At 59.5% G+C, this 18,235-nt stretch carries 17 protein-coding genes; 9 read left to right on the forward strand and 8 right to left on the reverse strand.

What is annotated here, in order from left to right; all coding sequences use genetic code 11:
- Nucleotides 1-91: 91 nt before the first annotated feature.
- From AOA59_RS16730 to gcvH, 3 genes are all read left to right on the forward strand, one after another.
- Nucleotides 92-1,708 carry an iron ABC transporter permease gene (locus tag AOA59_RS16730; RefSeq protein ID WP_099488375.1) on the forward strand — a complete coding sequence of 539 codons (1,617 nt, stop codon included), beginning with the start codon at nucleotides 92-94 and terminating at the stop codon, nucleotides 1,706-1,708.
- 156 nt (nucleotides 1,709-1,864) lie between these two features.
- On the forward strand, nucleotides 1,865-2,947 hold the full coding sequence (gcvT, locus tag AOA59_RS16735; protein WP_065931837.1) for a glycine cleavage system aminomethyltransferase GcvT: 1,083 nt from the start codon (nucleotides 1,865-1,867) through the stop codon (nucleotides 2,945-2,947).
- A 51-nt stretch (nucleotides 2,948-2,998) separates the two neighbouring features.
- Complete coding sequence (gcvH, locus tag AOA59_RS16740) at nucleotides 2,999-3,382, forward strand: glycine cleavage system protein GcvH (protein WP_065931836.1); 384 nt, start codon at nucleotides 2,999-3,001, stop codon at nucleotides 3,380-3,382.
- An 86-nt stretch (nucleotides 3,383-3,468) separates the two neighbouring features.
- Here the strand turns inward: gcvH and AOA59_RS16745 are convergent, their stop codons facing one another.
- The 6 genes from AOA59_RS16745 to AOA59_RS16770 all read right to left on the reverse strand — a co-directional run bounded on the left by AOA59_RS16745 (nucleotide 3,469) and on the right by AOA59_RS16770 (nucleotide 8,727).
- Nucleotides 3,469-4,611 (reverse strand): DegT/DnrJ/EryC1/StrS aminotransferase family protein, encoded by a 1,143-nt coding sequence (locus tag AOA59_RS16745; RefSeq protein ID WP_056860748.1) that lies wholly within the window; start codon nucleotides 4,609-4,611, stop codon nucleotides 3,469-3,471.
- Between the two features lie 161 nt (nucleotides 4,612-4,772).
- A complete protein-coding gene (locus AOA59_RS16750) occupies nucleotides 4,773-5,087 on the reverse strand; it encodes a DUF2388 domain-containing protein (RefSeq protein WP_043046966.1) in 315 nt (104 codons plus the stop codon).
- Between the two features lie 69 nt (nucleotides 5,088-5,156).
- Entirely contained in the window at nucleotides 5,157-5,603 is a 447-nt protein-coding gene (locus AOA59_RS16755; protein ID WP_065931835.1) for an NfeD family protein, read from the reverse strand.
- A gap of 10 nt (nucleotides 5,604-5,613) precedes the next feature.
- Complete coding sequence (locus AOA59_RS16760) at nucleotides 5,614-6,534, reverse strand: SPFH domain-containing protein (RefSeq protein WP_065931834.1); 921 nt, start codon at nucleotides 6,532-6,534, stop codon at nucleotides 5,614-5,616.
- 77 nt (nucleotides 6,535-6,611) lie between these two features.
- Entirely contained in the window at nucleotides 6,612-8,306 is a 1,695-nt protein-coding gene (locus AOA59_RS16765; RefSeq protein WP_099488377.1) for a GspE/PulE family protein, read from the reverse strand.
- Between the two features lie 82 nt (nucleotides 8,307-8,388).
- Nucleotides 8,389-8,727, reverse strand: a complete 339-nt coding sequence (locus AOA59_RS16770) for a hypothetical protein (RefSeq protein ID WP_099488379.1) — start codon at nucleotides 8,725-8,727, stop codon at nucleotides 8,389-8,391.
- Between the two features lie 127 nt (nucleotides 8,728-8,854).
- Between AOA59_RS16770 and AOA59_RS16775 the strand changes: the two genes are divergently transcribed.
- The gene (locus tag AOA59_RS16775) at nucleotides 8,855-9,325 is read left to right on the forward strand and encodes an Lrp/AsnC family transcriptional regulator (RefSeq protein ID WP_065931831.1); all 471 of its coding nucleotides are present in this window, start codon (nucleotides 8,855-8,857) and stop codon (nucleotides 9,323-9,325) included.
- Between the two features lie 78 nt (nucleotides 9,326-9,403).
- On the opposite strand, the gene AOA59_RS16780 is transcribed toward AOA59_RS16775, so the two are convergent.
- Nucleotides 9,404-10,771 carry an inorganic triphosphatase gene (locus AOA59_RS16780; RefSeq protein ID WP_065931830.1) on the reverse strand — a complete coding sequence of 456 codons (1,368 nt, stop codon included), beginning with the start codon at nucleotides 10,769-10,771 and terminating at the stop codon, nucleotides 9,404-9,406.
- A 158-nt stretch (nucleotides 10,772-10,929) separates the two neighbouring features.
- Here AOA59_RS16780 and argE point away from each other — a divergent pair, with 158 nt between their 5' ends.
- Both argE and argA read left to right on the forward strand, forming a co-directional pair.
- Nucleotides 10,930-12,078, forward strand: a complete 1,149-nt coding sequence (gene argE / locus AOA59_RS16785; protein WP_065931829.1) for an acetylornithine deacetylase — start codon at nucleotides 10,930-10,932, stop codon at nucleotides 12,076-12,078.
- A gap of 135 nt (nucleotides 12,079-12,213) precedes the next feature.
- Entirely contained in the window at nucleotides 12,214-13,512 is a 1,299-nt protein-coding gene (gene argA, locus AOA59_RS16790; protein WP_058421195.1) for an amino-acid N-acetyltransferase, read from the forward strand.
- Between the two features lie 116 nt (nucleotides 13,513-13,628).
- Here argA and tauA read toward each other — a convergent pair whose 3' ends face one another.
- Entirely contained in the window at nucleotides 13,629-14,615 is a 987-nt protein-coding gene (tauA, locus tag AOA59_RS16795; RefSeq protein WP_099488381.1) for a taurine ABC transporter substrate-binding protein, read from the reverse strand.
- A 370-nt stretch (nucleotides 14,616-14,985) separates the two neighbouring features.
- Here tauA and AOA59_RS16800 point away from each other — a divergent pair, with 370 nt between their 5' ends.
- The 3 genes from AOA59_RS16800 to ssuE all read left to right on the forward strand — a co-directional run bounded on the left by AOA59_RS16800 (nucleotide 14,986) and on the right by ssuE (nucleotide 18,182).
- Nucleotides 14,986-16,341, forward strand: a complete 1,356-nt coding sequence (locus tag AOA59_RS16800) for an OprD family porin (protein WP_056860739.1) — start codon at nucleotides 14,986-14,988, stop codon at nucleotides 16,339-16,341.
- A 292-nt stretch (nucleotides 16,342-16,633) separates the two neighbouring features.
- Nucleotides 16,634-17,272 (forward strand): peroxiredoxin, encoded by a 639-nt coding sequence (locus AOA59_RS16805; RefSeq protein ID WP_015886425.1) that lies wholly within the window; start codon nucleotides 16,634-16,636, stop codon nucleotides 17,270-17,272.
- Nucleotides 17,273-17,588: 316 nt separating this feature from the next.
- Nucleotides 17,589-18,182 carry an NADPH-dependent FMN reductase gene (gene ssuE / locus AOA59_RS16810; protein ID WP_056860738.1) on the forward strand — a complete coding sequence of 198 codons (594 nt, stop codon included), beginning with the start codon at nucleotides 17,589-17,591 and terminating at the stop codon, nucleotides 18,180-18,182.
- Nucleotides 18,183-18,235: the final 53 nt, after the last annotated feature.

An 18,235-nucleotide genomic window follows, 5' to 3' on the forward strand; every position in this document is an offset into this window, starting at 1 on the left:
TGACACTCCGAGGTGATGCTATCGCAGGCAAGCCAGCTCCCACATTGCGTTGTATTCAACTTGAATTTTTTACCACCCTGAGAGCTAGCCCTTGGCCCACCCCGCCCAACGCCGCTGGTACCTGCCGGTCTTCAGTGTCGCCGCCCTGGTGCTGCTGCCGCTGAGCGTGCTGTTGCTGTCCTGGCAAAGTATCGACGCGCAAATCTGGTCGCACCTGTGGGACACCCAGATGCCACGCCTGCTGGGCAATACCCTCACCCTGGTGCTGGGCGTGGGAGTGGGGGTGACGCTGCTGGGCGTAAGCCTGGCCTGGCTGACCAGCCTCTGCGAGTTTCCCGGGCGGCGCTGGCTTGATTGGGCCTTGATGCTGCCTTTTGCCATTCCCGCCTACGTACTGGCTTTTGTGTTTGTCGGCCTGCTGGATTTCGCCGGCCCGGTGCAAAGCCTGCTGCGTGAATGGTTCGGCACCGGCCTGCGGCTGCCGCGCGTGCGCTCCACCAGCGGCGTGATCATCGTGTTGGTGCTGGTGTTCTACCCCTACGTCTACCTGCTGGCACGCACCGCGTTTCTGGCCCAGGGTAAAGGCCTGATGGAAGCGGCGCGGGTGCTGGGGCAATCGCCCTGGCAGGCGTTCTGGCGCATCGCGCTGCCCATGGCGCGGCCGGCGATTGGAGCCGGCGTGGCCCTGGCCCTGATGGAAACCCTGGCGGATTTCGGCGCGGTTTCGGTGTTCAACTTCGACACCTTCACCACCGCCATCTACAAAACCTGGTATGGCTTTTTCAGCCTGTCCAGCGCCGCCCAACTCGCCAGCCTGTTGCTGCTGGTGGTGATGCTGGTGCTGTACGGCGAACGGCGTGCCCGTGGTGCCAGCCGCCCGAGCAATGAGCGGCCACGGGGCCAGGCGCTGTATCACCTGCGTGGGTTCAAGGCGGCAGCGGCCAGCACGTGGTGCGGTGTGGTGTTCGCCTGCGCCTTTGTCATCCCCTTGCTGCAACTGGTCGCCTGGTTTTGGCAGCGTGGCCGCTTTGACCTGGATGAGCGCTACACCGGCCTGATCGTCCACACCCTTTACCTGGGCGGTATTGCCGCGCTGATCACGGTCAGCGTGGCGCTGATACTGGCCTTTGCCAACCGGCTGGCGCCGACCCGGGCGATTCGCTCCGGTATAAGCCTGGCTAATGTCGGCTATGCGCTGCCGGGCTCGGTGCTGGCAGTGTCGATCATGTTGGCGTTCAGCTACCTGGACCGAGAGCTGGTGGTGCCGCTGTCGGGCTGGCTCGGCGGCGCGGGTAAGCCCTTGCTGCTTGGCAGCCTGTCGGCACTGGTGCTGGCGTATCTGGTGCGCTTTCTGGCGGTGGCTTACGGGCCGTTGGAAAACAGCCTGGCGCGAATCCGCCCGTCTTTGCCCGAAGCGGCACGCAGTCTCGGAGTGAGCGGGCCACGACTGTTTTGCAAAGTGTATCTGCCGTTATTGCTGCCGGGCACGTTGAGCGCGGCGTTGCTGGTGTTCGTCGATGTGCTCAAGGAAATGCCCGCAACCTTGCTGATGCGCCCATTTGGCTGGGACACCCTGGCAGTTCGCATTTTTGAAATGACCAGTGAAGGAGAATGGGCGCGAGCCTCGTTGCCGGCGCTGACCCTTGTGCTGGTGGGGCTGCTGCCGGTCATCGGCTTGATCCGACGCTCTGCGCGGCAAATCGGTTAGGTGCCAGTCCTACGGCTTGCGGCTACAATGCGCGGCATTCGGTGCGCTTCGTCTTTCGGAGCGAGTCGCTGGGCGTGGCTGCAGGCCTTGTAATTCAAGGCGTTCAGTGCAAACAGCAGCTCCGCGCACCTTCGCCAAGCCCGGAAGGAGAAACCCATGGGACAGCGTACGCCTCTGTATGACCTGCATCTCGCTCTCGGCGCGAAAATGGTCGATTTTGGCGGTTGGGATATGCCTCTGCACTACGGCTCGCAAGTTGAAGAGCACCATCAGGTGCGACGCGACTGCGGGGTGTTCGATGTATCCCATATGACCGTGATCGATGTCACCGGCCCTCAGGCCAAGGAATGGCTCCAGCACCTGCTGGCCAATGATGTCGACCGTTTGCATGGCTGCGGCCGTGCGCTCTACAGCGCCATGCTCAACGAGCAGGGCGGCGTGGTGGACGACATGATCGTCTACCGCACCGAAGCCGGTTACCGGCTGGTGGTCAACGCAGCCACCCGCGACCAGGACATGGCCTGGATGCAGGCGCAACTGGGCAACTATTCGGTGCAACTGCAGGAGCGGTCCGAGTTGGCCATGCTCGCCATTCAGGGGCCCCACGCCCGGCAGAAAATCGCCGAGCTGGTCACCCAGTCGCGCGGCACCCTGATTCATCAGCTCAAACCCTTTGAAGGCCACGCTGACGGCGACTGGTTTATCGCCCGTACCGGCTATACCGGTGAAGATGGCCTGGAGATTGTCCTGCCTGCCGATCAGGCACCGGGTTTTTTCAACGATCTGGTGGGCGCGGGTATTTCACCCATTGGCCTTGGCGCTCGCGATACCCTGCGCCTGGAAGCCGGCATGAACCTGTATGGCCAGGATATCCACCAGCAGGTTTCGCCCTTGGCGGCGAACATGGCCTGGAGCATTGCCTGGGAACCTGCCGGTCGCAACTTCATTGGCCGCAGCGCGCTGCAAGCAGAGCTGGCGGCGGGTGTGCAGTACAAATTGGTCGGGCTGGTACTGGAGGAGCGTGGAGTTTTGCGCGCTCACCAAGTGGTTCGTATCGCCAATGTTGGCGAAGGGGAGATCACCAGTGGTAGTTTCTCTCCTACGCTGAGCAAATCCATTGCCCTGGCGCGCGTACCGACGGCCACCGCCGATCGGGCCGAAGTGGAAATCCGCGGCAAGTGGTACCCGGTTCGAGTGGTCAAACCGACCTTCGTACGCCATGGCAAAACCTTGATCTAACATTTCCGGCAGGCCGAAGGCCGCTGACATTTCTTCTTGAGGACACAGATTATGAGCGATATCCCAGCTGACCTGCGTTTTGCCGAAAGTCACGAATGGGCCCGTCTGGAAGCCGACGGCACTGTGACCGTCGGGATTTCCGACCATGCACAGGAAGCGTTGGGTGATGTGGTGTTTGTTGAGCTGACGGAAGTGGGCAACGTATTTGCTGCCGAAGATCAGGCGGGTGTAGTGGAATCGGTGAAAGCCGCCTCGGATATCTACTCGCCGATTGCTGGCGAAGTGATTGCGGTGAACGACGCCCTGAGCGGCGAGCCTGAGTTGTTGAACACCGACCCTTACGGCGCCTGGATCTTCAAGCTCAAGCCAAGCAACCCGGCCGACCTGGAAAAACTGCTGGATGCTGCGGGTTACAAAGCTGCCATCGGCGAGTAAACCCTGAGCCTTGCCACGGCACAAATCAATGTGGGAGCTGGCTTGCCTGCTCCCACAGTTGATTGTTGCAAGCCAACGCTTTTTGTTTAACCCGCTTTCAACACTGCTTTAACCGCCGCAACAGACCGCTCCACGTCCGCCTCTGTCATCGCCGTGAACATCGGCAACGACACGATCAAACGCCCAACACGCTCCGACACCGGGAACATGCCTTCCTTGAAACCCTGTGCCCGATACAGGCTCAGCAGGTGGATCGGCGGGTAGTGATAGCCAATACCGACGCCATGCGCCTGCATCTGTTCCATGAAGGTGGCGCGTGCCGGCTTGCCATCCTGACGCTCCGGCAATACCAGTTGGAACAGGTGCCAGTTGCTGTTTTCGAAGTCTGCCGGCGGCAGTTGTGCGCCGTACTGCGCTTCGAAATCACTGCCGAAGCATTTGAAGTAGTGGCGCGCCAAGTTCTGGCGATGGGCAGTGATCTTCTCGATATGAGCGAACTGACCCAGGCCGATGGCTGCAGCGATGTCGGTCATGTTGAACTTGCCACCCAACACATCCACGTCCAGGCCGTCGAAACCCGTGCGGGTAACGCCCTGCAGGCGATATTTCTCGGCCAGACGGGCTTCTTCGGCATTGTTCAATACCAGGCAACCGCCCTCGGAAGAGGTGATGTTCTTGTTGGCCTGAAAACTGAAGGATACGAAGTCGCCGGTTGCGCCAATGCGTTCGCCATCCCAGCTGGAACCCAGTGCCTGGGCGGCGTCTTCGACGATACGCAGGTTGTACTTGTTGGCCAGTGCATACAGCATCGGCATATCCAGGGGCAGGCCCGCCAGGTACACAGGAATGATCGCCTTGGTACGTGGGGTGATTGCAGCTTCCACTTGGGCCAGATCGATATTGCGGGTAACCGGGTCGATATCGGCAAATACCGGCGTGGCGCCGACTTCCAGAATCACGTTGGCAGTGGCGACCCAGGAGATCGGCGTGGTGATGACTTCATCCCCTGGGCCAATCCCGGCGATGCGCAGGGCAATTTCCATGGTGCAGGTGCCGGAGTTGAACGTCCGCACCGGGCGGCCACCAAAGTATTCCGACAGCTGTGCTTCGAACGCCTGCACTTTTGGCCCACTGGTGATCCAGCCCGAGCGCAGTACATCGCCGACCGCCGAGATGGTGGCTTCATCAATGGTAGGTTTGGAAAACGGCAGAAAGGGCTGTTGGCTCATAACGACGAAGGCATCCGTTTCAGATAGGCGATGAGTAATAAACGTATCAGTACCGCATGGTTGCACGGTTCGACTGAATATAGCCTGTCACGGGTGAATGAATCGTCATGTTACGAGCAAAAAAATGCCGCTCCCAAAGAGCGGCATTTTTTATAGGCGTTTTACTCGGTCACAGCATTTTTGGCGAGGATAGCGTTGGCCAACTCCATATCCGTGGCCTTGAGGCCTGGGTTGTCAGCGCGGACCTTCTGCATGGCGGCTTCCAGGTATGGACCGCGGATGCCGCCATCGCTGGCAACAAAGCTGCCTGCGTCGTCCTGGGCGGCGACCACCAGCTTGTGGTCCTTGAAGGTCAGGTACGTCGAGCCGGTAGTAGCGCCCGATGAGATGACATTACGCCAGAAGCTGTCGGCCATGGCTGAACCGACTGGAAGGGAAAGCACAGCGAGGGTTGCGACAGCATATTTGAGACGCATGATGGGTGACTCCGACTGGGTTATCTGAACGGTTTGATTATAGTTGGCCCCGCTGAGTTCCCTATCGGACTAAACCGTTTCGACCTGTAAAACCACTCCGTCCTGACCAATGACGCGTACTTGAGCCCCTACAGGGCTGTCCGGGCCGTTGGCCATCCACACGCCATCACCGACTTTTATCTTGCCTCGGCCATCGACAATGGCCTGATGCACCATAAACGTACGGCCGATCAGCTCCGAGCCACGCATGTTCAGCCCTGGCTGGTCACTGACCTTGGCACTGCTGCGCTGGCGTTTCCACCAATAGACGGCGGTCAAAATCGACAGCACGGCGAACAACAGCAGTTGCCATTCCAGCCCGAGCGGCGGCACCAGGAACTTGATCACGCCTACAGCGGCAGCGGCGATGCCCATCCACAGCAGGTAACCGCCGGCGCCGAATACTTCAAGAATCAACAGTACCGTGCCCAGTGCCAGCCAATCCCAGAACGACAGATGCTGCAGGAAATCCCACATGGCAGTTGCCTCAGCCTTTCTTGTTGTCGAAAGTTGCCTTGACGATTTCGCCGATGCCACCGACGGCGCCAATCACCTGGCTGGCTTCCAGCGGCATCAGGATGACTTTGCTGTTGTTGGCCGATGCCAGCTTGCCCAAGGCATCGATGTATTTTTGCGCGACGAAGTAGTTAACCGCCTGCACGTTGCCCGACGCGATGGCCTCGGAGACCACTTGTGTGGCACGGGCTTCGGCCTCGGCCTGACGCTCACGGGCTTCGGATTCCAGGAAAGCCGCCTGGCGACTGCCCTCGGCCTCAAGGATCTGCGCCTGTTTTTTACCTTCGGCCGTCAGGATCGCCGATGCCCGCAGGCCTTCGGCTTCCAGGATTTGCGCGCGTTTGATCCGCTCGGCTTTCATCTGGCCGGACATGGCGGCCATCAGGTCGGCAGGCGGGCTGATGTCTTTGATCTCGATGCGGGTGATCTTGATGCCCCACGGCGCTGTGGCTTCATCCACGGTGCGCAGCAGTTTTTCGTTGATGCCGTCACGCTGGCTCAGCATGGCGTCCAGCTCCATGGAGCCAAGCACGGTGCGGATGTTGGTTTGCAGCAGGTTGCGGATGGCGTGCTCGAGGTTGTTGACCTCGTAGGCGGCCTGGGCGGTGTTGACCACCTGGAAGAAGCACACGGCGTCGATTTGCACGGTGGCGTTGTCGGCGGTGATCACTTCCTGCGGTGGAATATCCAGCACGCTTTCCATCACGTTCATCTTGCGACCGATGCGGTCCATGATCGGAATAATGATGTTCAGGCCAGGCTTGAGGGTGTTGGTGTAGCGGCCGAAACGCTCGACAGTCCACTGGTAGCCTTGGGGCACCACTTTAAAACCCATGAACAGGATGGCAATGGCCAAACCCACGAAAAGAAGCAGTACGGTTCCGATCTGCATAGCGATTCCCTATCTGATGGTGTCAGTGATGCGACGTATGGCCGATTGTAACGGCCCGGTCACGGATAAGGACGGTTTCACGGGCTAACAATCAAATCATTTGTTTCTGAATCCCCAAGATCTACGGGCGTTACCCGTAATACCTCTGCCAGGGTGGTCAGCCCGGCGTTCACTTTGTCGACACCGGCCATGCGCAGGCTGCGCATGCCTTGCTCCACCGAGGCCCGGCGCAGAGCCTGCACGTCGGCACCTGGAGTGATCAGCGCCTTGAGCGCCTCGTTCATCGGCATGATTTCGTAGAGCCCGGCGCGGCCTCGATAACCACTGTCACGGCATTCTGCGCAGCCGACAGCTTCATGGGCGGTGCCCACCGCACGTTTGCAATGCGGGCATAAAATCCGCACCAAACGCTGCGCCATCACGCCTATAAGGGTAGCTTTGATCAAATAATGAGCAATGCCCAGTTCCTGCAACCGGCTGATGGCACTGGGTGCATCATTGGTATGCAGCGTCGACAGCACCAGATGCCCGGTCAACGCGGCCTGAATCGCCATTTCTGCGGTTTCCCGGTCACGGATCTCACCGATCATGATGATGTCCGGGTCCTGGCGCAGCAGGGCGCGGACACCGCTGGCGAACGTCAGGTCGATGTTGTGCTGCACCTGCATCTGATTGAAGGCCGGTTCAATCATTTCGATCGGGTCCTCCACTGTGCACAGGTTGACCTCGCGCGTTGCCAGTTGCTTGAGCGTGGCGTAGAGGGTGCTGGTCTTGCCGGAGCCGGTTGGCCCGGTGACCAGAATGATGCCGTTGGCCTGACCGGTCATGGCGTGCCAGCGTTGTTGGTCGTCGTGGGATAAACCCAACTGATCGAAATCCTTGAGCAGCACCTGTGGGTCGAAAATCCGCATCACCAGTTTTTCACCAAACGCCGTGGGCAAGGTCGAAAGGCGCAGCTCCACCTCAATGCCTGCCGGGCTTTTGGTCTTGACCCGGCCGTCCTGGGGTTTGCGTTTTTCCGCCACATTCATCCGGCCCAGGCTCTTGAGGCGGCTGACCACCGCCATCGTGACCTGAGGCGGAAACTGATACACATCGTGCAGCAGCCCGTCGATGCGAAAACGCACGCGGCCTTGGTCGCGGCAGGGTTCGACATGGATATCACTGGCCCGCTGCTCGAAGGCGTACTGCAACAGCCAGTCGACGATAGTGACGATATGCGCGTCATTGGCATCCGGCTCCTGATCGCTGGCGCCGAGGTTGAGCAGTTCGACGTTGCCGGCCACCGTCGCTTTTTGATCGGCGCCGCTGACGGATTTGGCCAACCGGTAGAACTCGCCGATGCAGCGTTCAATAGCCGTGGGGTTGGCGACCACGCGCTTGATCGAGCGCTTGAGCACCTGCGCCAACCCGGCTTCCCAGTCGCGGACATGGGGCTGGGCGCTGGCGACGGTGACGGTCTGCGCATCCACGGCCACCGCCAGGATCCCATGGCGCTGCGCAAAGGCATGGGACATCAGCGGCACCACGGTGGCCACGTCGATCTTGAGCGGGTCGATACGCAGATACGGCTGCCCGACGTGCGTGGCCAGCCATTGCGTCAGGGTCTCCAGGCACAGCCCATGGGCTGCAATGCCTACCAGAGGATGTTGCCGGGTGGCGGGCGCCGTCGACAGTGAATGCGCCATCTCTGCGGTTATCAGCCCTTGCTCGAGCAGCGCCGGCAGCAACTGATGCAGTTCCAATCGGTGAGTGTGCAAGGCGGTAGGCATGGGTATTTCCTGGCAGGCGTCGGGTGTAAACCCAGGCTAGCCTGCCCCCGAACATCCACCTGCCCCGGAGTATTGCCGGCTTTTACAGGCTGGCCGCCGTCATCGCTGCAGGCCGCAAAGAGTCAGCCCGCCACACCTCGAGCGAGCAGACGCTGATCAGGTTTCTAAGCTTTTCACCGATCACCTGAGCGCGGTGCCAGCTCAAACCGTCCATGACGATGTCAATGTTCAACAGGTCGTCTTCACGGCTCACATTGACCTGTTGCGGAGTCAGGAACTGCAGAGCGAAATAGTTGAGCATCCGGCACAGTACGTCCGGCTCGGCCTCGGCGACGATCTGATAATGCGCCTGGCAATGGGCGTTGTTGACGGCCCAGGCATCGACGCGTGCGCAGGTGTGAGTGGTTTCGACGGCGTGCATGCTGACTCTCCAAATTCGACTGGAGAAATTTTTACATTCGTCATGGGAGATTTCTTATCTAAGATGGGCGCTATCTGCGATTTATTGAATAAATCAATTCAGGATAAGCACATTCAAAGGTATTTTTATGCAAAGTGAGTTGGACGCCTATGACCGCCGCATCCTGGCCCTGCTGCAAGAGGATGCTTCGCTGTCCAGTGCGCAGATCGCCGAACAGGTGGGCCTGTCCCAGTCGCCGTGCTGGCGGCGTATCCAGCGGCTCAAGGAGGAAGGGGTGATTCGCGGCCAGGTCACGCTGCTGGACCGCAAGAAGATCGGCCTTAACACGCAGATTTTTGCCGAGGTCAAACTCAATGCCCACGGCCGTTCCAACTTCACCGAGTTCACCGAGGCGATTCGCGGGTTTCCGGAAGTGCTGGAGTGTTATGTGCTGATGGGCGCGGTGGATTTTCTGCTGCGCATTGTTACGTCGGACATCGAGGCGTATGAGCGGTTTTTCTTCGAGAAACTGTCGATGGTGCCGGGGATTCAGGAGGTGAACTCGATCGTGGCGTTGTCGGAGATCAAGTCCACCACCAGCCTGCCAGTCTTGCGCTGACAGGGCCTGCCTCATCGCGGGCAAGCCCGGCTCCCACATTGGAATGCATTCCCCTGTGGGAGCTGGGCGATAGCGATCTTACAGGCGCAGTAAAGTCTTCCAGGCGCGGTTCTGATACACCGCAATTGCCTGGTGCATACGCGCATCCAGCGATTCATCGGTGATCGGCTGGTTGGCCAGCAGCGCCAACTTGTTCAGCTCGCCGTACAAGCGGTCCAGCTCCGGGATGTCCACCACTTGACGTGCGTGGTGCAGCCAGGCCTGGATGCGTTCGATGCGCGGCAGTTGTTCGGCCAGGTCTTCCGGTTGCTGCTGGTAGCGTTGCAGTTGCAGGGCGACGGCGTCGTCGGCCAGCAGGCGTGGCAGCCAATTGGTGATTTGCGCGGCGCCCTGGCGGTTGCCACGCACGTTGCGGTCGGCGGTCCAGGTGCGGGCCAGCAGCCAGCGCGAAGTGTTCAGCGAGAACAGGCCCCAACGCACGTCTTCGAGTTCTTCGGCGAACTGTTCCGGTGCGGCTTTGCGGATGTCTTCATCGTCGTCACCGGCCTGCACCAGCGGGCGCCAGTCTTCCAGCAACGCGTCCAGCGCACTGCGCAGTTCGCTGGTGGATTGACGCGGCGCGGCCTGGCCGAGGCTGCCGATCAGGGCGCGCAGCTCGCCGAGGTTGTCGACCCAGTCCTGCAACAGGCGCCAGTGGCCATTAAAACGGTATTGCTCAGCCAGACGCTGGCTGCTGCCGAGCAGGTGCCACATGATCGCGGCGAAGGCATCGTCCAACGGCATTTCGGCGTGGATCTGCGGGGCCGGCAGGCTCAGCGAGTAGCTGCTGGCGTCGTACAGGCGGTAGCCGCGCTCGGCCTTGCTGATATCGCATGGCATCAGTGCCAGGGTCGCGGCCAGTTCGGCGGCCAGTTCCAGCAGGGCAGCCGGTTCGCCTTCGCGCAGTTCCAGTTCCAGCTCGCAGATTTCTTCTTTCTGCTTGCCGACCACCACATGGCCCAGGTCCAGGGCGGCTTCGATCACCACCTTGGCCTTGCCACGGCCCCAGGCGATTTCGGCGCGCTCACGCACGAAATCGGTGGTGAAAATCGGCTTGAGGGTCTTTTTGTCCAGCTCGGCCAATTGCTCGGGCCAGCACTCGCCGTCGAGTTTCTTCACATCGAGCTTGGCTTTGGGCAGGTCCCAGTTGTATTCGTTGCGTTCCGACAAGCCGGCGACGCTTTGGCCACGGGTCTTGAGGGTCTGGATGATGTCGTCACCGTCCTTGCGCAGGCGCAGGGCGACTTTGGCCTGGGCCAGGTCGCGCTCGGGGGTGTCGAAGTACTGGTTCATCAACTCACGGCGTTCCCAGCCACTTTTGTTGCGTTTTTTCAGTAGCGGGTGCTCACGCAGCGCGGCGAGGGTTTCGCGGCTGACGCGGAGCTTGATTTCGGTTTCTTTCTGCATGGCCGGAAAATCCAGGATCGGGAGCGCAGCCGGGGAAATGTGTGGCTGCCAAGGTCGTGCAGTGTACAGGACTGAGCCCGGCAACGCGCCGCAACGGTTTATTGTGTCGTGCAGATGGTTCTATAGTGGGGCTCATCCGGGAAGTTGAGAGGCTGCGCATGCCGTTACCGTCCATGAAAGAGCAATTCGCCGCGCTGATTGCCGCGCCGTCGGTCAGTTGCACCCAAGCGTCTCTCGACCAGACCAACCGCCCGGTGATCGACTTGCTCGCCAGTTGGTTGGGCGACCTGGGTTTTGCCATCGATATCCAGCAAGTCAGCCCCGGCAAGTTCAACCTGCTGGCCAGTTTCGGCAGTGGCCCCGGCGGGCTGGTGCTGGCCGGGCATAGCGATACCGTGCCGTATGACGCCGCGCTGTGGAAGACCGATCCGCTCAAGCTGACGGAAGTCGACGGCCGCTGGGTAGGCTTGGGCAGTTGCGACATGAAGGGTTTTTTTGCCCTGGCCATCGAAGCCGTGCTGCCTTTGCTGGATCAGCCGTTCAAGCAACCTTTGCTGATCCTCGCCACTTGCGATGAAGAAAGCTCGATGTCCGGCGCCCGTGCACTGGCCGAGGCCGGGCGCCCGTTGGGCCGTGCGGCGGTGATTGGTGAGCCGACGGGGCTCAAGCCGATCCGCCTGCACAAAGGCGTGATGATGGAGCGCATTGATATTCTGGGCCAAAGCGGCCATTCGTCGGACCCAAGCCTGGGCCACAGCGCCCTTGAAGCCATGCACGACGCCATCGGCGAACTGCGCGGCCTGCGCCTGGCCTGGCAGCGTGAGTACCGCAACCCGCAATTCAGCGTGCCGCAACCGACCATGAACTTCGGTTGCATTCACGGCGGCGACAACCCCAATCGCATCTGCGGCCAATGCTCGCTGGAATTTGACCTGCGGCCATTGCCGGGCATGGACCCGCAGGTGCTGCGCGCCGCCATCCGCCAGAAGCTCGAACCCTTGGCCGAGCGTCATAAAGTCAAGATCGACTACGCGCCGCTGTTTCCCGAAGTGCCGCCGTTCGAGCAGGCCGAAGACGCCGAGCTGGTGCGGGTGGCGGAACGATTGACCGGTCATCGTGCACAAGCAGTAGCGTTCGGCACCGAAGCGCCTTATCTTCAGCGCCTTGGTTGTGAAACCCTGGTGCTTGGCCCCGGCGATATCGCCTGCGCCCACCAGCCGGGCGAGTACCTCGAAATGTCACGCTTGACGCCTACAGTGCGTCTATTGCGGGAACTGATCGAACATTACTGCCTGAAACCTGCATAAATTAACCCCTGCCTATTCGTACATAGAAGGAGAGCGAGCGTGTCGCCAAGCCTGTTCCGACGATAACCATCAGCCCGCTGTGCGCTTTCACGATTCATCCTTTTTTGGCTGCTTTTTATTACAGGCCCAGGTTTTATGCCCGAATACGTCAATTGGCTTCGTCATGCTTCGCCTTACATCAACGCCCACCGCGACTGCACCTTTGTGGTCATGCTGCCCGGCGATGGCGTGGAACACCCTAACTTCGGCAATATCGTCCACGATCTGGTGCTGCTCCACAGCCTGGGTGTGCGGCTGGTGCTGGTGCACGGTTCGCGCCCGCAGATCGAAACCCGCCTTGAAGCACGCGGTCTCACCCCGGCCTACCACGAAGGCTTGCGCATCACGGATGCGGCGACCCTGGAATGTGTGATCGACGCGGTTGGGCATCTGCGCATTGCTATCGAGGCGCGCCTGTCCATGGACATGGCCTCGTCGCCGATGCAGGGCTCGCGCTTGCGCGTGGCCAGCGGCAACCTCGTCACTGCACGGCCGATCGGCGTGCTCGAAGGCGTGGACTACCACCACACCGGCGAAGTGCGCCGGGTCGACCGCAAAGGCATCAATCGCCTGCTGGACGAGCGCTCCATCGTGCTGCTGTCGCCATTGGGTTATTCGCCCACCGGCGAGATCTTCAACCTGGCCTGCGAAGACGTCGCCACCCGCGCCGCCATCGACCTGGGCGCCGACAAGCTGCTGCTGTTTGGCGCCGACCTCGGTTTGATCGATGAGCATGGTCGCCTGGTGCGTGAGTTGCGCCCGCAACAAGTGCCGGCGCACCTGCAACGTTTGGGCAACAACTATCAGGCTGAATTGCTGGATGCCGCCGCCGAGGCTTGCCGTGGCGGCGTAGGGCGCAGCCATATCGTCAGTTATGCCGAAGACGGCGCGCTGCTCACCGAGCTGTTCACCCGCGACGGCGGCGGCACCTTGGTGGCCCAGGAGCAATTCGAACTGGTGCGCGAAGCGGCGATTGAAGACGTCGGTGGCTTGCTCGACCTGATCAGCCCGCTGGAAGAGCAGGGCATTCTGGTGCGGCGTTCGCGTGAGGTGTTAGAGCGCGAGATCGAGCAGTTCAGCGTGGTCGAGCGCGAAGGCATGATCATCGCCTGTGCGGCGCTGTATCAGATCGCTGATTCGGATGCTGGTGAGTTGGCGTGCCTGGCAGTCAACCCGGAGTACCGTCACGGCGCACGCGGTGATGTGTTGCTGGAGCGCATCGAGACCCGCGCGCGCGCCCAGGGTTTGAAGACTTTGTTTGTCCTCACCACGCGTACCGCCCACTGGTTCCGCGAGCGCGGGTTTGTGCCGAGCAGCGTGGATCGCCTGCCGTCGGCGCGGGCCTCGCTGTACAACTATCAGCGTAATTCGAAGATTTTCGAGAAGGCCCTATAAAAACACTGAGCTGGCTTGTGTGGGAGCTGGCTTGCCTGCGATGCGGGCACCTCGGTCTGTCAGGTAAACCGAGGTGATGCCATCGCAGGCAAGCCAGCTCCCACAGGTGATCGCATTTATTCAGGGATGAATTTATCGGTCACAAAGGCCGAGTAGTCCGGTAGCACCGTTTCAACCTTCCCCTGTTCCTTCAAAAATTTCGCCGTCTCCCCGATCGCCTTCGCCGTGCCGCCTTTGAGCAGCGCCTCGGTTTGCTGCGCTTGGGCATCCGGGAAGGTGGTACCGGCCAACAGTTCAGGGATATCGGCGGCATTCGAGCCTGTCAATTTGGCGATTTTCTGCACCGGTTCGGAATCGACGGTCCAGCGGTCTTTATGGGCCGCATAGTCAGCAAAGGAATCCAGTGTGACCTTGGCAAACTTGGCCACTACGTCAGGATGTTTTTGCGCGAAATCCTTGCGTGCCACCCACACTTCGAACGTCGGCGCGCCCCACTGGCCCACCTGGGCTGCGTCTGTCAGGGTTTTGCCGGTCTTGCGGATTTCCCCCAGCGCCGGTGACCACACGAACGCGCCGTCGATATCGCCACGTTTCCACGCGGCAGCAATTTCTGCCGGTTGCAGGTTCACCACTTTGACTTTTTGCGTGTCCAGGCCCCAGTGCTTCAGCGCCCCGAGCAGGCTGTAATGGGAGGTCGAGACAAACGGGGTGGCGATGGTTTTACCCGCCAGGTCTGCGGGTTTGTCGATGCCACTGCCATTGCGTACCACCAGGGCTTCAGAAGTGTTGATCTGCGCCGATACGATAAACGCCACGATCGGTAGATTGCGTGAAGCCGCTGCTGCCAAAGGGCTGGAACCGAGATTGCCGATCTGCACATCGCCGGAAGCGATAGCGGTGACCACTTCAGGGCCGCTGTTGAAGCGGCGCCAAGCGATTTTCTCGCCGATGGCCTTTTCGTAGAGGCCGTCAGCCAGGGGAACCTTGCTGGGGTCGATACCGGTTTGATAGCCGATGGTCAAATCGGCGGCTTTGACACCAAAAGAAAGTATTAGTGACACAAAAACTGTAACAAATTGACGGGAGGATGTGCGTTTGGCCATGATGGCGTCGCCTTTTTGATCGTGAGTGACGTATGCAACCGTACGGCCACACTAATCGATCTAAAAAAAGGCTGGTAAATACCCTTTAGGAATTAGCTTATGGAGCGCTTGATCTATGCTGATCGGCTCGCTGCCTGCTGAGGCTTATTCCTGAATCGTATGAAAAAGAATGAAACAATTCTTTTTGGGTGTATGAAAAACTCATTACCCTGCAGGGACCAAATCAACTGCGATTAGACGAAGGTAGTAGACACACAAGGTTACGATTGACTTGGTAGTCACTATCTGGCGCTAATCGCGCATCTGTGGATCGAGGGCGTCAGACCCGAGACCAAAGAAATACAAAAATTAGAAATGAGAGGAGCGGTACATGAAGAAGTCCACCTTGGCGTTGGCTGTGACCCTGGGCGCAATCGCTCAGCAAGCAGGCGCTGCCGGTTTCATCGAAGACAGTAAGGCCACACTGGGTCTGCGTAACTTCTACATCAACACGGATAACCGTGATGGTGCTGCAGACCCGTCCAGGAACGAAGAATGGGGCCAAGGCTTCGATCTGCGGTTCATTTCGGGCTATACCCAAGGCACCGTTCAGTTCGGCGTTGACGCAATCGGCTTGTACGGCGTGCGCCTCGATTCTGGCCGCGGCACCAGCGGTAACATCACCGGTACTTCGTCCGGCGGTACTGTGTTCCCAAGCGACGGCAATCGCGCGGTCAACGATTTCGCCAGCCTCGGTGTGACCGGTAAGGTGAAGATCTCCCAAACCGAACTGAAACTGGGTACGTTGCAGCCTAAGCTGCCGGTTATCGTGACCAACGATGGTCGTATGCTGCCGCAAACCTTCCAGGGTGGCCAGATCACTACCAACGACATCAAGGATTTGACCCTGGTTGCCGGTCAGATCGAGCATGCCAAAGGCCGTAACTCCAGCAACAACGAAGGTTTGTCGCTGGGTGGCGCCAACGGTGGCTCGAACTACACCGCAGGCAAGTTCGTCAACAAGTTCTACTATGCCGGTGGTGACTACAAACTCACCAAAGATCTGACCGCACAGTACTACTACGGCAACCTGGAAGACTTCTACAAGCAGCACTTCCTGGGTCTGACCCATAACTGGTCGATCGGCCCGGGCGTATTGAAGTCTGACCTGCGTTATTTCAACAGTTCTGACGACGGCCTGAACGGTAACACGTCTTCCTACTACACCAGCGGTAACTACAACGGTTTCCGTGCCGGTAAGGGTAAAGTCGACAACAACCTGTACAGCGGCCTTTTCCTGTACTCCGTGGCCGGCCACACCTTTGGTGGCGGTTACCAGGTCAGCAATGGCAGCAGCGACTTCCCTTGGTTGAACCAGGGTGACGGCTCGTCGGCTTACATCACTACCGACATGCAGATCCAGAAGTTCGCCCGTGCCGGCGAGCGCACCTGGCAAGCTCGTTACGCTTATGACTTCGCCAAGGTTGGCGTACCTGGCCTGACGGCTGGCGTTGTGTACCTCAAAGGTAGCAACATCGACACTATCGCGAACACCAACGCGCGTACTGAAACCACCGGCCAGTCCGAGTGGGAACGCGACATCACCGTTGCCTACGTGATTCCAGAAGGCCCGCTGAAAAACCTCGGCGTTGCCTGGAAAAACGCAATGTGGCGTACCGACCTGGCGAACACCCGTTCCCAGGACGAAAACCGTCTGATCGTCAGCTACTCGCTGCCACTGTTCTAGTAGCGTGAAGCTGTTGTAAGACTGTAAACCTTGCCCGGCGCAACGCCGGGCAAGGTGTCTTGCTTTTCAAGTCAGGCTCAACCCCCGCAAGCCCTTCCTGAAACCCCTCTTTTTACAGCGTCTCAAGGCCTTCTCGAACCTTGTGGTGGATGTTGATCCTCGGCCTTTCTGACGTCCAATGAATAGATTTTTAATATTCTTTTATCGTCTAAATAAATCGATATTTATTCTTTTTAAATAATTCCTAACCCATGCACAGTGGTCTCCATAAGCACTCACCAGGAGCCACACCATGAGCCTACGATTGGGCGACATCGCCCCCGACTTTGAACAGGATTCCAGCGCCGGCAAGATTCGTTTCCACGAATGGCTGGGCGATAGCTGGGGCGTGTTGTTTTCCCATCCGGCGGACTTCACTCCGGTGTGCACCACGGAGCTGGGCTTTACCGCCAAGCTCAAGGACGAATTCGCCCAGCGCGGGGTCAAGGCCATTGCCCTGTCGGTCGACCCGGTGGACTCGCACCACAAGTGGATCGAAGACATCAATGAAACCCAGAACACGGTCGTCAACTTCCCGATCCTGGCCGATGCCGATCGCAAGGTGTCGGACCTCTACGACCTGATCCACCCGAATGCCAGTGACACGCTCACCGTGCGTTCCTTGTTCGTGATCGACCCGAACAAGAAGATCCGCCTGACCATCACTTACCCGGCCAGTACCGGCCGCAACTTCCACGAAATCCTGCGGGTCATCGACTCGCTGCAGCTGACCGACAACCACAAGGTCGCCACACCCGCCAACTGGCAGGACGGCGATGAAGTGGTGATCGTGCCGTCGCTCAAGGACGAGGAAGAGATCAAGAAGCGCTTTCCGAAGGGCTACCGTGCGGTGAAGCCGTACCTGCGCCTCACCCCACAGCCCAATCGCTGAAGCTGAAATCGCTATCGCGGGCAAGCCCGGCTCCCACAGTTGACCGCATTCCCCTGTGGGAGCCGGGCTTGCCCGCGATGGCGATGGTGCATGCGCCACAGAACCTGAGTTAAAACCGAATCACATAGCAGGGGTTTTCAGGCCGTTTCGACGGCCTTTTTTTTCGTCTTGAGGTTAATAATCTTCATATGCATTTATAGAATAAACAAATGAAAAAATAAGATTTAAAGATATATAAATATGCTGATAGGGTCTGTTCCATCTTGGCGACATCGCCACCCAGCGAACCGCCGACACTTGCCCAAGGAATACCTGCATGCTGGTCGTAACACTTGGAGGCAGCCCCAGCCAGCGTTCGCGCTCCGGGGTCTTGCTGGAAAAAACCCGTCAGTGGCTGCAAGACAAAGGCGTGGAAGTGGTGAGTTATCAGATACGGGACTTCCCGGCCGAAGACTTGCTGCACGCCCGCTTCGACAGCCCCAAAGTCATCGATCTGTTGCAGCAAATCGCCAATGCCGACGGCCTGGTCATCGCCACGCCGGTGTACAAGGCCTCGTTTTCCGGCGCGCTGAAAACCGTGCTCGACCTGCTGCCCGAACGCGCCCTGGCCCACAAGATTGTGTTGCCGATGGCCACCGGCGGCAGCATCGCCCACATGCTGGCGGTGGACTACGCCTTGAAGCCGGTGTTGTCGGCCCTCAAGGCCCAGGAATTGCTCCACGGTATTTTCGCCGAAGACAGCCAGATCGCTTACGCCGAAGGCAGTGCCCAGGCGCAACTGGTGCCGGTGCTTGAACAGCGGTTGCACGAGGCCCTCGAGACGCTTTACGGCGCCATGGCCCGTCGCCCCAAACCGCTGGACCCCAATGTGCTGAATGAACGTTTGTTGAGTGCTCGCTGGAGCATTTAAGCCGCACCGAAATTTGTAGTACTCACCTTACTCAGCCGCCAACGGCCAAGCAG

The organism is Pseudomonas sp. 2822-15 (assembly GCF_002742515.1).
GTDB classification, from domain to species: Bacteria; Pseudomonadota; Gammaproteobacteria; order Pseudomonadales; family Pseudomonadaceae; genus Aquipseudomonas; species Aquipseudomonas salomonii.

What these genes read in the sequence shown, in the direction of transcription:
- argE (WP_065931829.1), top strand. Translation starts at nt 10,930, where the DNA reads ATGCCGTTACCGTCCATGAAAGAGCAATTCGCCGCGCTGATTGCCGCG.
- AOA59_RS16755 (WP_065931835.1), bottom strand. Translation starts at nt 5,603, where the DNA reads ATGTGGGATTTCCTGCAGCATCTGTCGTTCTGGGATTGGCTGGCACTG.
- gcvH (WP_065931836.1), top strand. Translation starts at nt 2,999, where the DNA reads ATGAGCGATATCCCAGCTGACCTGCGTTTTGCCGAAAGTCACGAATGG.
- AOA59_RS16780 (WP_065931830.1), bottom strand. Translation starts at nt 10,771, where the DNA reads ATGCAGAAAGAAACCGAAATCAAGCTCCGCGTCAGCCGCGAAACCCTC.
- AOA59_RS16760 (WP_065931834.1), bottom strand. Translation starts at nt 6,534, where the DNA reads ATGCAGATCGGAACCGTACTGCTTCTTTTCGTGGGTTTGGCCATTGCC.
- AOA59_RS16765 (WP_099488377.1), bottom strand. Translation starts at nt 8,306, where the DNA reads ATGCCTACCGCCTTGCACACTCACCGATTGGAACTGCATCAGTTGCTG.
- ssuE (WP_056860738.1), top strand. Translation starts at nt 17,589, where the DNA reads ATGCTGGTCGTAACACTTGGAGGCAGCCCCAGCCAGCGTTCGCGCTCC.
- AOA59_RS16775 (WP_065931831.1), top strand. Translation starts at nt 8,855, where the DNA reads ATGCAAAGTGAGTTGGACGCCTATGACCGCCGCATCCTGGCCCTGCTG.
- AOA59_RS16750 (WP_043046966.1), bottom strand. Translation starts at nt 5,087, where the DNA reads ATGCGTCTCAAATATGCTGTCGCAACCCTCGCTGTGCTTTCCCTTCCA.
- gcvT (WP_065931837.1), top strand. Translation starts at nt 1,865, where the DNA reads ATGGGACAGCGTACGCCTCTGTATGACCTGCATCTCGCTCTCGGCGCG.
- tauA (WP_099488381.1), bottom strand. Translation starts at nt 14,615, where the DNA reads ATGGCCAAACGCACATCCTCCCGTCAATTTGTTACAGTTTTTGTGTCA.
- AOA59_RS16800 (WP_056860739.1), top strand. Translation starts at nt 14,986, where the DNA reads ATGAAGAAGTCCACCTTGGCGTTGGCTGTGACCCTGGGCGCAATCGCT.
- argA (WP_058421195.1), top strand. Translation starts at nt 12,214, where the DNA reads ATGCCCGAATACGTCAATTGGCTTCGTCATGCTTCGCCTTACATCAAC.
- AOA59_RS16745 (WP_056860748.1), bottom strand. Translation starts at nt 4,611, where the DNA reads ATGAGCCAACAGCCCTTTCTGCCGTTTTCCAAACCTACCATTGATGAA.
- AOA59_RS16805 (WP_015886425.1), top strand. Translation starts at nt 16,634, where the DNA reads ATGAGCCTACGATTGGGCGACATCGCCCCCGACTTTGAACAGGATTCC.
- AOA59_RS16770 (WP_099488379.1), bottom strand. Translation starts at nt 8,727, where the DNA reads ATGCACGCCGTCGAAACCACTCACACCTGCGCACGCGTCGATGCCTGG.